At 57.1% G+C, this 17288-nt stretch carries 18 protein-coding genes and 1 pseudogene; 14 read left to right on the forward strand and 5 right to left on the reverse strand.

Features of this window, described 5'->3' with window-relative positions:
* The first annotated feature begins 68 nt into the window (after positions 1 to 68).
* From PSH79_RS03520 to PSH79_RS03530, 3 genes are read left to right on the forward strand one after another with little or no spacing between them, the layout of a single operon-like run.
* On the forward strand, positions 69 to 644 hold the full coding sequence (locus tag PSH79_RS03520; RefSeq protein WP_305441266.1) for a YfiR family protein: 576 nt from the start codon (positions 69 to 71) through the stop codon (positions 642 to 644).
* Positions 641 to 1909 (forward strand): diguanylate cyclase domain-containing protein, encoded by a 1269-nt coding sequence (locus PSH79_RS03525; RefSeq protein WP_305441267.1) that lies wholly within the window; start codon positions 641 to 643, stop codon positions 1907 to 1909. The genes PSH79_RS03520 and PSH79_RS03525 overlap by 4 nt, the downstream gene beginning before the upstream one ends.
* Positions 1909 to 2409 carry an OmpA family protein gene (locus PSH79_RS03530; protein ID WP_370872601.1) on the forward strand — a complete coding sequence of 167 codons (501 nt, stop codon included), beginning with the start codon at positions 1909 to 1911 and terminating at the stop codon, positions 2407 to 2409. Before PSH79_RS03525 ends, PSH79_RS03530 begins: the two co-directional genes overlap by 1 nt.
* Here PSH79_RS03530 and PSH79_RS03535 read toward each other — a convergent pair.
* Positions 2406 to 2543 (reverse strand): annotated as a pseudogene (locus PSH79_RS03535) (LysR family transcriptional regulator); the annotation flags it as partial. The gene PSH79_RS03530 and the pseudogene PSH79_RS03535 overlap by 4 nt on opposite strands.
* Before the next feature lie 44 nt (positions 2544 to 2587).
* Between PSH79_RS03535 and PSH79_RS03540 the strand changes: the two are divergent.
* The 6 genes from PSH79_RS03540 to PSH79_RS03565 all read left to right on the forward strand — a co-directional run bounded on the left by PSH79_RS03540 (position 2588) and on the right by PSH79_RS03565 (position 8832).
* Positions 2588 to 4078: a tyrosine-type recombinase/integrase gene (locus tag PSH79_RS03540; protein ID WP_305441270.1), complete on the forward strand. Its 1491-nt coding sequence runs from the start codon at positions 2588 to 2590 to the stop codon at positions 4076 to 4078.
* 641 nt (positions 4079 to 4719) lie between these two features.
* Positions 4720 to 5385 (forward strand): HNH endonuclease signature motif containing protein, encoded by a 666-nt coding sequence (locus PSH79_RS03545; RefSeq protein ID WP_305441271.1) that lies wholly within the window; start codon positions 4720 to 4722, stop codon positions 5383 to 5385.
* A gap of 424 nt (positions 5386 to 5809) precedes the next feature.
* Positions 5810 to 6112 (forward strand): hypothetical protein, encoded by a 303-nt coding sequence (locus PSH79_RS03550; RefSeq protein WP_305441272.1) that lies wholly within the window; start codon positions 5810 to 5812, stop codon positions 6110 to 6112.
* Positions 6113 to 6313: 201 nt separating this feature from the next.
* On the forward strand, positions 6314 to 6709 hold the full coding sequence (locus PSH79_RS03555) for a hypothetical protein (protein ID WP_305441273.1): 396 nt from the start codon (positions 6314 to 6316) through the stop codon (positions 6707 to 6709).
* Between the two features lie 52 nt (positions 6710 to 6761).
* Entirely contained in the window at positions 6762 to 7781 is a 1020-nt protein-coding gene (locus PSH79_RS03560; RefSeq protein ID WP_305441274.1) for a hypothetical protein, read from the forward strand.
* 109 nt (positions 7782 to 7890) lie between these two features.
* On the forward strand, positions 7891 to 8832 hold the full coding sequence (locus PSH79_RS03565) for an STM4504/CBY_0614 family protein (protein WP_305441275.1): 942 nt from the start codon (positions 7891 to 7893) through the stop codon (positions 8830 to 8832).
* Between the two features lie 246 nt (positions 8833 to 9078).
* Here the strand turns inward: PSH79_RS03565 and PSH79_RS03570 are convergent, their stop codons facing one another.
* Positions 9079 to 10026, reverse strand: coding sequence for a LysR family transcriptional regulator (locus PSH79_RS03570; RefSeq protein WP_305441277.1), 948 nt, complete (start codon positions 10024 to 10026; stop codon positions 9079 to 9081).
* Between the two features lie 149 nt (positions 10027 to 10175).
* On the opposite strand from PSH79_RS03570, the gene PSH79_RS03575 reads away from it, so the two are divergent.
* Together PSH79_RS03575 and mmsB are read left to right on the forward strand one after the other, a co-directional pair.
* On the forward strand, positions 10176 to 11702 hold the full coding sequence (locus tag PSH79_RS03575) for a CoA-acylating methylmalonate-semialdehyde dehydrogenase (RefSeq protein WP_305441278.1): 1527 nt from the start codon (positions 10176 to 10178) through the stop codon (positions 11700 to 11702).
* A 10-nt stretch (positions 11703 to 11712) separates the two neighbouring features.
* Positions 11713 to 12615, forward strand: a complete 903-nt coding sequence (mmsB, locus tag PSH79_RS03580; protein WP_305441279.1) for a 3-hydroxyisobutyrate dehydrogenase — start codon at positions 11713 to 11715, stop codon at positions 12613 to 12615.
* A gap of 163 nt (positions 12616 to 12778) precedes the next feature.
* On the opposite strand, the gene PSH79_RS03585 is transcribed toward mmsB, so the two are convergent.
* A complete protein-coding gene (locus PSH79_RS03585; RefSeq protein WP_016770579.1) occupies positions 12779 to 13129 on the reverse strand; it encodes a cupin domain-containing protein in 351 nt (116 codons plus the stop codon).
* A 39-nt stretch (positions 13130 to 13168) separates the two neighbouring features.
* Entirely contained in the window at positions 13169 to 14107 is a 939-nt protein-coding gene (locus PSH79_RS03590; protein WP_305441280.1) for a LysR substrate-binding domain-containing protein, read from the reverse strand.
* Between the two features lie 232 nt (positions 14108 to 14339).
* Here PSH79_RS03590 and PSH79_RS03595 point away from each other — a divergent pair, with 232 nt between their 5' ends.
* Positions 14340 to 15104 carry a sulfite exporter TauE/SafE family protein gene (locus PSH79_RS03595; RefSeq protein ID WP_305441281.1) on the forward strand — a complete coding sequence of 255 codons (765 nt, stop codon included), beginning with the start codon at positions 14340 to 14342 and terminating at the stop codon, positions 15102 to 15104.
* On the opposite strand, the gene PSH79_RS03600 is transcribed toward PSH79_RS03595, so the two are convergent.
* A complete protein-coding gene (locus PSH79_RS03600) occupies positions 15094 to 15408 on the reverse strand; it encodes a putative quinol monooxygenase (protein WP_305441282.1) in 315 nt (104 codons plus the stop codon). The two genes, PSH79_RS03595 and PSH79_RS03600, sit on opposite strands and share 11 nt — an antisense overlap.
* A 185-nt stretch (positions 15409 to 15593) precedes the next feature.
* Here PSH79_RS03600 and PSH79_RS03605 point away from each other — a divergent pair, with 185 nt between their 5' ends.
* Together PSH79_RS03605 and PSH79_RS03610 are read left to right on the forward strand one after the other, a co-directional pair.
* The gene (locus PSH79_RS03605) at positions 15594 to 16184 is read left to right on the forward strand and encodes an NAD(P)H-dependent oxidoreductase (protein WP_305441283.1); all 591 of its coding nucleotides are present in this window, start codon (positions 15594 to 15596) and stop codon (positions 16182 to 16184) included.
* A 130-nt stretch (positions 16185 to 16314) separates the two neighbouring features.
* A complete protein-coding gene (locus tag PSH79_RS03610; RefSeq protein ID WP_305441284.1) occupies positions 16315 to 17226 on the forward strand; it encodes a LysR family transcriptional regulator in 912 nt (303 codons plus the stop codon).
* The last annotated feature ends 62 nt before the right edge of the window (positions 17227 to 17288 follow it).

The raw sequence follows: 17288 nt of genomic DNA on the forward strand, positions 1-17288 counted from the left end.
CTCGCTGGTGATTCAGCGCTGTGCTATCGTTGCGGCATCATTTCGGTTCGATCCAAGAGAATCCCTGCATGAAGGTGACTGTCTGGGCGACGGAGCGCGTGTTTCGCTGCAAGCACGCAGTGCTTGTCGGTCTGCTCTGGTTGTTGACGGGCGTAGCCGTCGCGCAATCGCAAGCGCCGGTCGGCATGGCCGAACAACGGGCAAAATCTGTTACCCAAGTCGTTCTTGGCATCCTCAGTTACGCACGCTGGCCGGTGGAACCTGCGCAACTGCGCCTGTGTATCGTCGGCCCGACCGAATACACCGATGACCTGGTCAAAGGCACCACTCAAGCGACCGGCCGGCCAGTGGCCGTGCGCCGACTGCTGGCCGACAACCCTGCCATCATCAGCGAATGCGATGCGGTGTACATCGGCAAAATCACGGCGGATGAACGCAGTCGCCTGTTTACCTCATTGATTGGCCATCCGGTGCTGAGCATCAGTGAAAGTGACGATCAGTGCACGGTTGGCAGTCTGTTCTGCCTGCGGGTGGGTGATGAACAGGTGTCTTTCGAAGTCAATCTCGACTCCGTCGCCCGCAGCGGTGTGCGCATTCACCCAAGCGTGCTGCAGTTGTCGCGCCGCAAACCGGCGGCTCCATGAAACTGTTCAGTTCCAAAATCCGCCCGACCCTGGGCTCGGTCATCGGTCGCGGGCATTTGATTGTTGCGCTGGTGGCCGTGGCTATGGCCAGTGTCTCGTTGACCCTGCTGGGGGTTCTGGCGCTACGGGTTTACGCCGATCACAACTTGCACCTGATCGCCCGCTCGATCAGTTACACCGTCGAAGCGGCAGTAGTGTTCAACGACAAGTCTGCTGCGACTGAAGCACTGGCGCTGATCGCCTCCACCGAGGAGGTGGCCGATGCCCAGGTGCTCGATGCCAAGGGCCAGTTGCTCGCACGTTGGCAGCGACCGGAAAACGGTCTGTTCTCCGAGCTGGAAATGCAGGTCACCCGTGCCCTTCTGGAAAAACCGGTCAGCCTGCCGATCGTGCATCAGGATCGCGAAATCGGGCGCGTCCTGCTCACCGGTCACGGCGGCAGTCTGATGCGTTTTCTGCTCAGCGGTCTGGCAGGGATCATCCTCTGTACCGCGGTCAGTGCCTGGGTCGCGCTCTATCTGGCGCGTCGGCAACTGCGCGGCATTACCGGCCCGCTGCGCAGCCTCGCTGCTGTGGCCCACGCAGCCCGCAGTGAACGAGCGCTGGACCGTCGCGTGCCACCCGCGCAGATCGCCGAACTCGACAACCTCGGCAACGACTTCAATGCCTTGCTCGACGAGCTCGAGTCCTGGCAAACCCACCTGAAAAACGAAAACGAAACGCTCGCCCACCAGGCCAGTCACGACAGTCTGACCGGGTTGCCGAACCGCGCCTTTTTCGAGGGCCGCTTGATTCGCGCGCTGCGTAATGCCAGCAAGCTCAATGAGCGTGTTGCGGTGCTGTTTCTCGACAGCGATCGCTTCAAAGGCATTAACGATAATTTCGGTCATGCCGCCGGTGACGCGGTGTTGGTGGCGATCGCCAGTCGGGTGCGAGCGCAATTGCGTGAGGACGATCTGGTGGCGCGGCTGGGGGGGGACGAGTTCGCCGTGTTGCTCACTCCGCTGCACAAGATCGAAGACGCCGAGCGCATCGCCGACAAGATTCTGGCCAGCATGGACACGCCCATCGAGCTACCGGACGAGTCGAGTGTCGTGACGTCGCTCAGTATCGGCATTGCGGTTTACCCCGATCATGGCGCTACGCCGGGCGGCTTGCTCAATGCTGCCGATGCGGCGATGTATCAAGCCAAACGCTTGTCGCGCGGCGCCCAATTCACGGCCGGGTCGGAGCACCCGGTCGTTCCCGTGCCATCCAGGAGCTGATGCCCGTGTTCACACTATCCATTCGATTTTTTTCCGCCCTGCTGTTGATGGCCGCGCTGGCCATGACCGGTTGCCAGACCGCCCCGCCAAAAGGCCTCACCCCGGCGCAAGTCGCTGTGCTCAAACAACAAGGCTTTGAAATGACGGATGAGGGCTGGGAGTTTGGCCTGTCCGGCAAAGTGTTGTTCGGTAGCGACGTCGAAAGCCTGAATACTCAGAGCAGCGAGATCGTCGAGCGCATCGGCAAGGCGTTGTTGGGCGTCGGCATCGAGCGCGTGCGGGTCGACGGCCACACCGATGCCTCGGGCAAGGAAACCTACAATCAGCAACTGTCGCTGCGCCGAGCCAAAAGCGTTGCCAAAGTGCTGGGCACGGTCGGCATGAAGCAAGAGAACATTCAACTGCAAGGTCTGGGCAGCAGCGAACCGGTGGCCTCCAACGACACCCCAGAGGGCCGCACGGAAAACCGCCGGGTATCGATTGTGGTCAGCGCCGATTAATCGGCGAACTGCATCTCGCGGGTCTGCCCCATCAATAACCCCTGATTGCGCTCGGTCACCTCACGGATGTAATCCCACAACAACGTGATCCGCTTCAACTTGCGCAGATCCTCCCGGCAGTACATCCAGAACTGCAAGTCAGTGAGGTCAATCCCAATGTTTACGGGGGCTGACCGCCATGAAGACCCAATCCGAGCGCTCCACTGTTACAACTGCTGTCACAAGTCTTGTGGTTCCTTTAAGGCCAACCACGAGGCTTGCGAAGCCCTACCACTACCGGCGTAACGGCATTTACTATCTGCGTCTGCGAGAAACTGGCAGCGTCTCTCAAACAGCCTCAGTTTCCCTTAAGACTACCGACAGAAAGGCCGCTATGGACGCTTCACGACGACTAGCCGAGACCATTAAGGCGTTTCACTTGGATCACCCTCAGGCGACTTGGCAGGAGCTGCGAGACCATCTGCTGTGGGTCGCTGAGAATCTCTTATCGGCAGCCCACGATGTGCACTCCTTGCGTGACTGGGGCGACCTCTATGAGGACGTCAGGACAAATCTTACGGAGATCGCTGCAACGATGCCGCTGAGTGTCGATCAGCATGAACATGTAGCGAGAGCGAAGAAGGTGATGGATGCCGCTCAGGTGCGCCTACAGGGTGACTCAGTACCTCTTGTGGAGATCATCCGGGAGCTTGAGGACGACCAGTTGAATGCAGGTGAGGCCGTCCCTCTGTCTCTATCTGTATTACCGACGGCAATGACCTTCGAGACTCTTTCAGGCCTCTATCTGGCTGACCGGGGGCAGGATCAGAAGGCTTCAACCTTGAAGGAGACCAAGTTGTGTCATGGCTTGTTGTCGTCCCAACTGGGAAGCCTCGATCTCAGAAACCACACAAGGGCTGATCTTGTAGCTTTGCGTGATCGCCTTTCGCAGGGACGGATGCCCTCGACGGTGAATAAGTTGATCGTGAAGCTCTCAGCTGTACTCGCTTGGGCTGTGGAAAACGGTCATTTGGCGAAGGCATACGACAAGAAACTCAAGCTCACGAAAGGCCTTGAGTCCACCCGTAAGGCTTTCTCTCAGGCTCAAGTGGGCAAGGTGATGGAATACGCTAATAGCCTCTCAGAAACCTCATGGAAGCGCTGGCTGCTCAGCCTAGGAGTCATCACGGGTGGCCGTCTTAATGAAATCTCTCAGCTCACCACGAGGGACATTCAGACCCTTGAGTCTGGAGTTGTTGCCATCCACATCAATGAGGTTGGCGAAGGGAAGTCCATTAAGAACAAACGTAGTGAACGACTGGTGCCATTGACTGATGGAGCCTATGGGTTCGACCTTGCGGCGTTCCTTCGATATGTCGAGTCCTGTAAGGGAAGTGAGCCAAAGTCACTGGCTCAGATTGGGTACAAAACAGCTGGTGAATGGGCGAATCAACAAGCGATCCCTGCGGCTCTTGAAGAAGATCACACGGCGGGTCTCACTTTTCACTCACTGCGACATTCGTTGGCCTCTTTGATGCAGGTGAAAGGTGTTCCTACAGTCCACGCTCAGGCTGTTATGGGACACGCCTCGGGCACTATCACGTTTGACACCTACGGCTCAGGTGTTCCTGTGGAGGTTGTCGCTGAGATGCTCCGTGGCTTATTTGAAGGGGGCTTTGAGGGGCGCTGAGTTCTTAACAAAAGTGCGTCAGTAGAATTGCTGCTATCTGACGCACTCGCCTAGCTGAATCATTCTCCGGCAGTATTAGTGCCGACGTTCAGGCGCCATTGCACCGGGCCTTGAAGTACTGAGTGCTGGTGATGGTTTTGAGGTGGGAATGGATCACCGCCGTTTGATGTGATCTCTTTTCTACATCCAGTGCAGCGGTAAATGCCAGATGCTGGAACGATCTGTCCGGGGCCAAATATTTGGTTCCAAATCGCTGTTGGATTGTCAGCCAGCGTTAACGATGAGGTTGCGATGTACCACGCCATAGTTTCTCTCCATGCGAATGAGCGTTGTGCCACACCAGCATAGGCTATCTGGGAGAAGGCAAGATTGTTCAAAGTCGAACGTGCATTCGCTTTCAGGGGGCTGCTCGAACACTCTTCAACTTTCCTTCCAAGACCGGCAATTTGGCGCGAAGCCGTTAACTAATAGGATTGCTGCGGGCGTGAACGCGATTTGAACGATCCGTTCACTCCTGGCCTTTCCGCGTGAACTAAGAGGCTACGGGTTTATGGTCTCGAAGGGTAGGAAACTGGTCGTAGGATTTAAACCCCTCACTATGGCTACAGACACACAACCCTACCCAGCTCAGGAGGCCAACCATGACCACTGCATCGAAAATCAAGCTTCAAGGCACCAACGTATCCGTATGCCTATTACCACCTATAGATATCCTTGAGACCCGCTATAAGCTCAGCGACGACCATGAGGGCATCGTGGCGCGATCCTTCAAGCTCATTCCCGGCAAGACTCGCAGGGGAACCGAAGAGGGCGCCCCTGTGGGCACCTATTCCAATAGCTCGCTACGGCAGCAGGTTGAAGTAACTTGGATGGACGAAGACACGAAACACAAAGTCCGCGTTCAGAAATCCCGCATTGTTTATCGAATGGCTCATGGTGAATTTGATGAGTCTTTGGTTATTGACCATATCGACGGTAACCCGAATAACAATCATCCAAGTAATCTCCGACCGCTGAGCTATCACGAAAACTTCGGTAACCGTGCATCTGCTCTTAAAGAAAAGTACCCAAAGAAGGATCCTCATCTTCCTACTGGTGTCACCCGTGATTACAAATTCACCTCAGGCGTTCGGTATATTGGGAAGACAACAATTAGAGGCATCACCCATATGAACTACTTTGAGAATCCCCGTGCTGCCCAGCATTGGCTCGCTCAGGTAAAGAAGGATAATTTGGGTGATACGGCTCGCAGGGATCCTCAAGGGTTCATCATTGGGGCACCTAATCGAGTGACTATCAGACAATAGCCCTATGGTCAGTATCCTCACTATGGCTACACAGATTCCTACCGGGCATCACAACGTCCGACCAGAGACCACCGAGTGCCAAGCGCGACCAGATCGCCAACGCTCAACTGTCCCCGGTAAACAGACCTCGTGTCTGGCTTCAGTAGGAAGGAGCGAACATTGAAATTGCTGATCGTTAGTCGGTGCCTCTTGAGGGCATCGCTGGGAAGCCTTGCACGGGATTGGGGCCACCGTGTACTGCTCAATGTTCATGGGGGCCTTTAACTTAAAGATTCTAAAGATTACTCATTGAGTAACTCTGGTTATTATTCTTTAAATAAATCTTTGCTCTTGTCTTAAAGATCCTCTCAAGTTCTCTCTAAGTTAGGGATTGGTCTGCCGACCATGAGCATCCCATTCTTTCAGTTCGTCTCAAAGGAGGTCTATGCGATTCCACTTCAAACTTGATGGTCTCGATCATCAACGCCGTGAAATCTTGTTGTCCATCGAGTCGGCAATGACCGGACGATCCTCTACCGCTTTGTTCGATCTAAAAGCTCTCGATGTTTTCACGAACCGGCACCCTGAGAAAGCCAATGAGTTCGTCTCGGGCAAACTGGGAGCATTCCTAATGGAGTGCCTTGAGGCTCTCATGGCTGCTACTGGTCTCGACCTGATCGCTCTTTACGGAGCAGTGAAGGGTGTTCCCGTTATCCTCAACGCTCGTCCCATAGCAGTCCAGCAATAACCAGTGTCGCCTCACTGGTGCCCTCAATGATGTCTCTCAGGTTCGCCATGTCCTGATCGACCATCAGCTTCAAATAACCAATCAAGAACCTATTCGTCAGTCTTGGAAGATGCCCACGCGGCTCCCTCCTTGCCGTCTTGTCGTGCGTGTCTATGGCGCCAAGACTGAACGAATGGGTCACCTCACAGGAGATCCAAATCAATGAATATCACCATCACTAAAGTCCTGAAGAACGAAGTAACTGTGTCGGGCCAGACCCTCAATCGTGAGTACGTCGAAAGCGTCATGTTGCCATTGCTGATGGCCCAGTGTGGCCGGAACAACGGCACCAAGTTTGGCGTTATCAAAGCCTTCGAGGAAGCCGGTTTGTCCCTCAAGGCCATCCAAGAGGACGCTCAGGTCTACTTCATGACCAAGCGAGAGCAGAAAGAGACCCGTGAGCAACTCCAGCGAGAAGCTGACGAGCGTGCTGAGCGTTTACGCGAGCGGACTCCCCGCGAACTGGCCCAAGCGAAAGCTGAAAGAGAGGCCCGTGCTGCTGCCATCCGTGAACACGGTCGGAAAGTTTTGGCAGCTCGCTCACGTAATAACGGCTGACTAATCCACCCCTTGCGCGACTAACCACTAACTAATTCAGGAGAACATTTCAATGAAACAGCCTAACCAATACGTCAAACCATCGGCTCATTACACGGCCATTGTCGATGATGGTAATCCATTCCCAAGTGGCTCAATCCGCTTCAACACCGCTGATGTTCGTGTCGAGACCGAAACGGCTACCGATGTGTCCGTCTATGTTGAAGCCCTTACAGAGGCCCTTGACGATTACCTCAATGGTGTTGAGTGGCGCCAAGCGGCAATCGAACACACCCCTTGTGAATTCCGTCCGGCTGGCTCGGAGGCAACTGGTCAGCAAATCATCACGATGGCTGATCGCTCCGTCACTTTCGACCCTCGTAAGAACTGGGATAACCAGACCATCTCGAAGGGCGAAGTCCTGGCCGGGTCTGTGATCTTCACCGAGCCAACCGATACAGCGTTGGTCATCAGTAAGCGCTTCACCATTCTCGACCATAACCTGATGGCGGGCTTCACTGAAGGCTCGATGCACCAGACCGGTGAGAAGCTCTTACGGGACATCGAACATGATGCCGCTGGCAAGATCGCCGGTATCCTCTCTAGCGCTCCATCCACTGAAAGCGTGTCAGCGACTAAGCCAACCGGTAAGCCTGTGGAGGTCGCTGAGGATCTGATCGACATCTTGACGATGAACATCAACCAGACCGTAGGTAGCTCGCTGTCGGACTTTGTGGTTCTGCTGCCGGTGTCGTTGCTCGCGGTTCTTGAGCGTGCTGCTCAGCGTGCAGGTGTTGAAGACATCGAGTCTCTGATCGGTGCCTCTGTGCAACCTTATAGCGGCACTGACTACGGGCTGTTCTTGCTGCCTAAGATGTTCACCTCGCTGAGTTATCGCGAAGGTGGTAGCGGAGACATCTGGAAGATCCAAGCGACTCGTAACGGCGGCCATCAGTGCTGGGACGTGGAGATCATGACAGTTGTGGACATTGTGGCTAACGGCAAGGTGAAAGTGAAACTGACTGCGGATGGTCTTCAAACTGAGGTCGTGGCCTTCCCGATGATTACTCGCATCACCTTCGAGGCCCCGTAATAACCCGCTGAGAAGCCCCGTAAGGTCGGCCTTATGAGAGGTCGAATGGGGCGTAACCTGTCACATACGGATGTATGATGCCGCTTTGACAAACAGTTGAGGCGGTGAAATGGCAGTCTTTGATTTGTACTCAAAACGGCAAAAGCGATTGCGCGGTGAGGTCATCGATGTCTACGTCTACGACACATTCCCAGCTCCTTTGCGAATGCAGTTGTCATACATGATTAAAGACCTTTTAGGTGACAAAACCGAGCTCCGCGAATTTTCTATGCCCAGCGATGCCTATGCACAGATTGTCAAGATTCTGAGGAAAGAGTATGGAGTAGAAAAATTGCACTACGAAACGATAAGCGGCTATTACGACAGCGAATTTGATGATCTCCATAATTTTCTAATCAGTGAGCCAGACGTTGAACGCTGTCTCGACGCTGTCGAGCTTTGCTATGCAGTTGGCGACTCTCTCGCGAGAAAGCAAATTTACCTTAGTCGGCGTGATTCCAATTCTCATGTCGATGATTGCATTCAGGAGCTGAATACTCGATTCAAAGAAGCCGGACGCGGGTACGAGCTAATCGATGGAAAAATTATCCGTATTGATTCGCAGCTTCTTCATTCGGAAGTCGTGAAGCCTGCCATTGGATTCCTCAATGCTCAAGGATTCGAAGGTGCGCGAGATGAGTTTTTCGGGGCATACGAGCACTACCGTCATGGGAATCATGAGGAAGCGTTAGTCGATGCACTTAAGGCTTTTGAAAGCACCATGAAGGTAATCCTTACGGCCAATGGAAAATCTTATGGCGCAGGTGACACCGCTTCTAAATTGATCTTGGCATGCAGGGACGCAGGGCTGATGCCTGCATTCAACGAATCTCAGATGTCATCCTTGGTCAACGTACTCACCAGCGGAATTCCTACGCTCAGGAATAAAAATGGTGGCCATGGGCAAGGGGAGGCAGTTAGGACTGTGGAGCCAGAAATTGTCGCCTATGGGTTGCACCTCACGGCATCCGCAATAGTCCTGCTTGCTGGCTTAGAGTCTAAGCGCAGATAGTTAGGTGCCTTCGAATCCGCCACAAAAATCTGAGAGACCACCTCATTGCATCTGCGGGCTCAGGTTCCCCCATGTGCCCTCGCTTAGTTATCGCGGATAACCCAGATGGGGTTCTTGTCGCGCCTGCGTGCTCCACTGTAGGAACCCTTTCGACTGTCACAAGTAGCGTCACAACCCCTGTCACAACACGTTGCCAAGACCTCTCTGACATCGTTAGGATAAGACTCCCTCACGACTTGCAGACGCTCAGTCTGTAAACCGAAGGTCTCGCGTTTCGCCCAGCAATAACGGGCGGTTTAGCTCGGTCACCTCACGGATGTAATCCCACAACAACGTGATCCGCTTCAACTTGCGCAGATCCTCCCGGCAGTACATCCAGAACTGCCGGGTGATGTCGATTTCATCTGGCAGCACTGGCAGCAGGCGCGGGTCCTGGGCGGCGAGGAAGCACGGCAGAATCGCCAGTGAGCGCCCTTGCTGCGCCGCGACGAATTGCGCGATCACGCTGGTGCTGCGCAAATGCGCATTGGCGCCCGGCAGCACGTTTGCCAAGTACAGCAGCTCCGAGCTGAACGCCAGGTCATCCACGTAACTGATGAATTGATGCTTGCTTAAATCCGCCGGGCGGCGGATCGGTGGGTGTTTGTCGAGGTAGTCCTGGGTTGCGTACAGCTGCAAGCGGTAGTCGCAGAGTTTGCAGCACACGTATGGCCCGTGCTCCGGGCGCTCCAGGGCGATGACGATATCGGCCTCGCGCTTGGACAGGCTGATGAAGTGCGGCAGCGGCAGGATATCCACTGAGATCGCCGGGTAAGCGTCGACGAAATGGCTTAACTGCGGGGTGATGAAAAAACTGCCGAAACCTTCGGTGCAGCCCATGCGCACATGTCCGGACAGCGCCACGCCGGAGCCTGACACCTGCTCGCAGGCCATGTGCAGCGTGCTTTCGATCGACTCGGCATAACCCAGCAAGCGCTGGCCTTCGGTGGTCAAGACGAAGCCGCTGGTGCGCGACTTTTCGAACAGCAATGTGCCCAGTGCCGCTTCCAGCGAACTGATCCGCCGCGACACCGTGGTGTAGTCGACGGCCAGCCGTTTGGCGGCGGTGCTGGCCTTGCGGGTGCGGGCGACTTCGAGGAAAAACTTGAGGTCGTCCCAGTTCAGCGAACCTAGAGAGGTGATGTTTTTTTGCATGATGGACGGGCTTATATGTGCGTTCTTATTAGAAGTTTGCACATCTATACTCCAAAAACAGTCCGACAACCAATTCGTGACACACGCCTCATCTCAAGGCGAACCTTTCGCCTTGGCTCCTACGATAAAAACAAATTTTGGAGACCAGCATGAACGCATCGCTTACGCCCAACGAAACCACGGTCCAGAAGGTCAAGCTGCTGATTAACGGCGAATGGGTCGAGTCGCAGACCACCGAGTGGCACGACATCGTCAACCCGGCGACCCAACAAGTGCTGGCCAAAGTCCCGTTCGCCACTGCCGCTGAAGTCGACGCCGCCGTAAGCGCCGCGCAGAGCGCCTTCCAGACCTGGAAACTGACCCCGATCGGCGCACGCATGCGCATCATGCTCAAGCTGCAAGCGCTGATCCGCGAGCATTCCAAGCGTATCGCCGTGGTGCTGAGCGCCGAGCAGGGCAAAACCATAGCCGACGCCGAGGGCGATATTTTCCGTGGCCTGGAAGTGGTCGAGCACGCTTGCTCCATCGGCAGCCTGCAAATGGGCGAGTTTGCCGAGAACGTCGCGGGCGGCGTTGATACCTACACCCTGCGTCAGCCAATCGGTGTATGCGCCGGCATCACCCCGTTCAACTTCCCGGCGATGATTCCGCTGTGGATGTTCCCGATGGCCATCGCCTGCGGCAACACCTTCGTATTGAAACCTTCCGAACAGGATCCGCTGTCGACCATGCTGCTGGTGGAACTGGCCATCGAGGCTGGCGTTCCGGCTGGTGTGCTCAATGTGGTGCACGGCGGTAAAGATGTGGTTGATGGCCTGTGCACGCACAAGGACATCAAAGCTGTTTCGTTCGTCGGTTCGACCGCTGTCGGCACTCATGTCTACGACCTGGCTGGTAAACACGGCAAACGCGTGCAATCAATGATGGGCGCGAAGAACCACGCCGTGGTGCTGCCGGACGCCAACCGCGAACAAGCACTGAACGCGCTGGTCGGCGCTGGTTTTGGCGCGGCCGGGCAACGTTGCATGGCCACGTCCGTGGTGGTGCTGGTCGGTGCGGCGAAACAATGGCTGCCGGATCTGAAAGCGCTGGCGCAGAAACTCAAGGTCAACGCCGGCAGTGAGCCGGGCACCGACGTAGGCCCGGTGATCTCGAAGAAAGCCAAGGCGCGGATTCTTGATCTGATCGAAAGCGGCATCAAGGAAGGCGCCAAGCTTGAACTGGACGGTCGCGAGATCAGCGTACCGGGTTACGAGCAAGGCAACTTCGTCGGCCCGACCCTGTTCTCCGGGGTGACCACCGACATGCAGATCTACACCCAGGAAATCTTCGGCCCGGTGCTGGTGGTGCTGGAAGTCGACACCCTCGATCAGGCCATCGCCTTGGTTAACGCCAACCCGTTCGGCAACGGCACTGGCCTGTTCACCCAGAGCGGCGCAGCGGCGCGTAAATTCCAGACCGAAATCGACGTCGGTCAGGTCGGCATCAACATCCCGATTCCAGTACCCGTGCCGTTCTTCAGCTTCACCGGTTCCCGTGGTTCGAAACTCGGCGACCTCGGCCCGTACGGCAAGCAAGTGGTGCAGTTCTACACGCAGACCAAAACGGTCACGGCGCGCTGGTTCGATGACGACAGCGTCAACGACGGCGTGAACACCACCATCAACCTGCGCTGAGGAACGTGCCATGAAAATCGCATTTATCGGTCTGGGCAACATGGGCGCGCCGATGGCACGCAACCTGATCAAGGCCGGCCATTCGCTGAATCTGGTCGACCTGAACAAAACCGTGCTGGCGGAACTGGAGCAACTGGGCGGTACCATCCGCGCTTCGGCCCGCGAGGCTGCCGAGGACGCTGAACTGGTGATCACCATGCTCCCGGCCGCTGTGCATGTGCGCAGCGTCTGGTTAGGTGAGGACGGTGTGCTCGCCGGCATCGGTAAAGGCGTGCCGGCAGTCGATTGCAGCACCATCGATCCGCAGACCGCTCGTGATGTCGCAGCTGCGGCGGCGAAACAAGGCGTGGCCATGGCCGATGCACCGGTCTCCGGCGGCACGGGCGGCGCCACCGCCGGGACGTTGACCTTCATGGTCGGCGCCACCCCGGAACTGTTCGCCACCCTGCAACCGGTGCTGGCGCAGATGGGCCGTAACATCGTGCATTGTGGCGAAGTCGGTACCGGGCAGATTGCCAAGATCTGCAACAACCTGCTGCTGGCGATTTCGATGGTCGGCGTCAGTGAAGCCATGGCGTTGGGCGATGCATTGGGGATCGACACCTCGGTGCTGGCCGGGATCATCAACAGCTCCACCGGCCGCTGCTGGAGTTCGGAAATGTACAACCCATGGCCTGGCATCGTCGAAACTGCGCCGGCCTCGCGCGGGTATACCGGCGGGTTTGGGGCGGAGTTGATGCTCAAGGATCTGGGGTTGGCCACGGAAGCGGCGCGGCAGGCGCACCAACCGGTGGTGCTTGGTGCGGTGGCGCAGCAGTTGTATCAGGCAATGAGCCAGCGCGGGGACGGCGGGAAAGACTTCTCGGCGATCATCAACAGCTATCGCAAGCCTGCAATTGAAGGGCAGCGCTGAACAAACTGTGGGAGCGAGCCTGCTCGCGATGACGGCGGTCGCTTCAACAAGGAAGTGACTGACCGTCCGCTTTCGCGAGCAGGCACGATCCCACAAGGGAATTGCGTGTATCTGATATTGTTTGCCGGGAAATCACGTCGGGTGATTTCCCGGCTTTTTTGCATCAGGCGAACACGAAATATTTACGCACGGTCTCGACCACTTCCCACGTGCCTTTCATCCCCGGTTCAACCACGAAAATGTCGCCGGCACGCAGATGAATCGGTGCCATGCCATCCGGCGTGATCACGCAGTAGCCTTCCTGGAAATGGCAGTACTCCCACTTCACGTAATCCACGCGCCACTTGCCCGGGGTGCAAATCCACGTGCCCATGATCTTGCTGCCGTCTTCGCTGGTGTACGCGTTGAGGTTGACGGTATGCGGGTCGCCTTCGAGCTTTTCCCATTTGCAGGCGTCGAGGACTGGCAGTGGGTGAGTGTCGCGCAGAACGGTGATAGGGGCGGTCGCGGTCATGTGAACTCCGAGCGATAGGCTGTGAACTGAAGTCGCACCCTATAGCGCTCGGTCACTGGCCAGTTGTCTGTGCTCGACATCAAGCTGCTCAGAAACGCGCTGCTCGACGAGCACAGGTAACAAGGCTTTGGCGTAGCCTGGCAATGCTGCGAAATCCCGGGCGCATAGCAACAGGCTGCGGCAAGCCCAAGTCTCCTTAAGCGGTTTGACTGTAAAGGCCTGATGCTTCGCGCGCTCGACCGCTGCCAGCGGCACGATGGCCAACCCGGCGCCTCGGGCGACCATGCGTATCACCCCATCGAAGCCGTCGGCGCGGATGCGGATCTGCAGGCGTGAGCCGCTGTGCAGGGCCTGTTCTTCGAGGTAGATCGCAAGTGCGCTGTCGGCGCTCAGTCCTACGAAGTCATGGTGCAGGGTGTCGCTGAAAATGACCTCGGCGACGTCGGACAATGGGTGGTCGGTGGGCAGAATCAGTACCAGTGGATCGTCGCGAAATGGCTGGGTCTGTAAGTCGCTGGTGTCCACCGCATCGGAAACAATCCCGAGATCCGCCGCCCCCTGACGCAAGGCGTGAGTAATGCGCGCGCTGGGCAGCTCTTGCAGGTCGATGTCGAGATTGGGATGGTCGCGCAAGAAGTCCGCGAGCACTTCCGGCAGGTATTCGGTGATGGCGGTGGTGTTGCACAACAAGCGCACCTGACCTTTGACGCCTTGGGCGTATTCGGCCAGATCCTGCTGCATGCGTTCGGCCTGTTGCAGGAGGATGCGTGCGTGTTGTGCAAGGGCTTTGCCGGCCGGTGTCGGGGTGACTCCGCGGCGGCCACGCTCCAGGAAATCGGTGCCCAATGAGGCTTCCATGGCGCGAATGCGTGCGCTGGCGGCGGCGAGGGACAGATGGCTGCGGGCGGCGCCGGCGGTGATGTTGCCGGTGTCGAGGATGTGCAGGTAGAGGCGCAGGTCGGTGAGGTCGAAGTGCATGGTGGCAGCCCATGATTTTGGGGTGTCTGGGCTGGCACCATCGCTGGCAAGACAGCTCCCGCAGGTTTCGGCGTCGATCACAAAATCTGCGCACAACACAAAATACTGAGGGAGCTGGCTTGCCAGCGATGAGGCCAGCAGCATCAAGAAGATTTCAGCCTCTTGTTTGGGTGGAGGCAGCCTAAGTATATGGCAGATTTTCAACCACCCTCGACCGGCGCACAGTAGCGCCATGAACACACTCGCAGATTTCTATCAAAACCTCGGTCTGGCCTTGTCCCTGCTGGTCATCATGACGTTCGTGCTGGCCGGCCTGGTGAAAGGCGTGATCGGCCTCGGCCTGCCCACCGTCGCCATGGGCCTGCTTGGTCTGGCTATGGCGCCGGCACAGGCAGCGGCATTGCTGATCATCCCGGCAACACTGACCAACCTGTGGCAGCTGGCATTCGGCGGTCATTTGAAAGGGCTGGTTAAACGCCTGTGGCCGATGCTGCTGATGATCTTCCTCGGTACCGGCGTCGGCACGTTGTGGATCGGCATGGCGGGTGGGCATTGGGTCGGGCGCGGACTCGGCGCGGCGCTGTTGCTATACGCGTTGAGCGGATTATTCCTGCCAACGCTGCACATCAAGCCGCGTCATGAACCCTGGCTCGGACCGGTCTGCGGTGTCATCACTGGCGTCATCACGTCGGCCACCGGCGTATTTGTCATCCCGGCTGTGCCGTATATGCAGGCGCTCAATTTAAGTCGCGATGAACTGGTGCAAGCGCTCGGTTTGTCGTTCACCGTTTCGACCCTGGCACTGGCCGCCGGACTGCTCTGGCGCGGCGCCCTTGGCGGCGGCGAATTGAGTGCGTCGCTGTTGGCGTTTATCCCGGCGGTGCTTGGTATGTTGCTCGGCCAATGGCTGCGCCAGCGGATCAGCGCCGTGCTGTTCAAACGCGTATTTTTCATCGGACTGGGCGCGCTCGGCGCCCACTTGCTGATCAGCGGTTAGCCGATGCTTCGCTGAGCATATCGATCAGGCGAATATCGAAATCGCGCTCCAGATAGTCCATGCGCTGCTCGTAAAACTGCTTCATGTGCGGCAGCGTCGAATGCACATCGAGATGCGCCTGGGATTCCCAGATCTCGTAGAAGATGAACAGCGTCGGATCTTCTTTATCGCGCAGCATGTGGTACTCGATGCAGCCGGGTTCGGCGCGACTCGGCTCGACATAGGCGCGGAACAGCGCTTCGAAAGCCTCGGCTTTTTCCGGGCGGGTCTTGGCGTGCAGGATGAAACCCTGGCGTTCACTCATCGGAACAACTCCTCGAATTCAGATGGCTGCAGATGCTACGGCAACAATCCGCAATGGATTCGTGCGTTTTACTCAAATGTATTTTGCGCAACCCCGGCTTATTCCGCGCGAAGCAGATCGTTAATCTGCCGCCATTCAATTTTTCCCTTCTCCATCCAGCCCAAGGGCTGCGCCGAGGCTTTCTCATGAAAAAAGTTTTGTTGCTCAATGGCGGTAAAAAATTCGCCCACTCCGACGGTCGCTACAACACCACCCTGCACGAAGCCGCGCTGAGCGTGCTGGATCGCGGTGGTGTCGACGTCAAAACCACTTTCATCGACGAGGGCTACGACGTTGCCGAAGAAGTGGCCAAATTCCTCTGGGCCGACGTGATCATTTATCAGATGCCGGGCTGGTGGATGGGCGCGCCGTGGACGGTGAAAAAGTACCTCGACGAAGTTTTCACCGAAGGCCACGGCAGCCTCTACGCCAGCGATGGCCGCACCCGCTCTGATGCCTCGCAGAAGTACGGCAGCGGCGGCCTGATTCAGGGCAAGCAATACATGCTGTCGCTGACCTGGAACGCGCCGCAGCAAGCCTTCGATGACCCGACCGATTTCTTTGAAGCCAAAGGCGTGGACGCGGTGTACTTTCCGTTTCACAAGGCCAACGAGTTTTTGGGCATGACCAGTCTGCCGACGTTTCTATGCGTTGACGTGATGAAACGCCCGAACATCGAAAACGATGTGGCGCGTTATGAGCAGCATTTGACCGAGGTGTTTGGCCTCAAGGCTTGATGTGTTTTCCTGTGGTGAGGGGATAAATCCCCTCACCACCATGAAGTCCTCAACCGCAGAAGAATTCCTTCCACACCCGCTCCATTCTTTCACCACAATGTCAGGGTTATGACCAACCAAAGGGACGCCCGTGAAAGCCAGATCCGATGAGTTGCAGATTTTCGTCTGCGTGATCGAATGCGGTTCGATTTCCGCCGCCGCCGAGCAGGTCGGGCAGACGCCATCGGCGGTCAGTCGCACCCTGTCGCGGCTGGAAGCCAAGCTCGACACCACGCTGATCAACCGCACCACGCGGCGTATGGATCTGACCGAAGAGGGCAAATATTTCTTCGAACAGGCCAAGCTGATTCTCGATCAGATGGATCAACTCGAAGAACGGCTGTCCTCGCGCCAGCAAACCCCGTCCGGACGTCTGCGCATCAACGCTGCCTCGCCGTTCATGCTCCACGCCGTGGTCCCGTACATCGACGAATTCCGTCAGCTCTACCCGGACATCCAGCTCGAACTCAACAGCAACGACCTGATCATTGACCTGCTGGAACAAAGCACCGACGTCGCCATCCGCATCGGCACCCTCGCTGATTCGACTCTGCACGCGCGTTCGCTGGGTTGCAGTCCGCTGCTGATCGTCGCCAGTCCCGCGTATCTGAAAAAACACGGCACACCGCAGCAAGTGGCCGACCTCAGCGAACATGCCTTGCTCGGCTTCACCCAGAACGAAGGCCTCAACCAATGGCCGCTGCGCTATGTGCACGGTGATCGCTGGCCGATCACCCCGGCAATCAGCGCCTCCAGCGGCGAGACCGTGCGGCACCTGGCGCTGGAAGGGCAGGGCATCGCCTGCCTGTCGCATTTCATGACCATCGACGACATTCGCGCCGGGCGTTTGAAGGTCGTGCTGGCTGAGTTCAACAGCGGTTATCGCCAGCCGATCAACGCCGTGTACTACCGCAACTCGCAACTGGCGTTGCGCATTCAGTGCTTCCTCGACTTCATCCAGAGCAAACTCGCGGCCTACGCCAGCGCCGATTTCAAAGGCTGATTCGTGACCCCTGCGCAACAGTGATTTGGGTGAGGACGGGTTTTTCCGCAAGGGTCGCCGGT

The organism is Pseudomonas sp. FP2196, assembly GCF_030687715.1.
Classification (GTDB): domain Bacteria; phylum Pseudomonadota; class Gammaproteobacteria; order Pseudomonadales; family Pseudomonadaceae; genus Aquipseudomonas.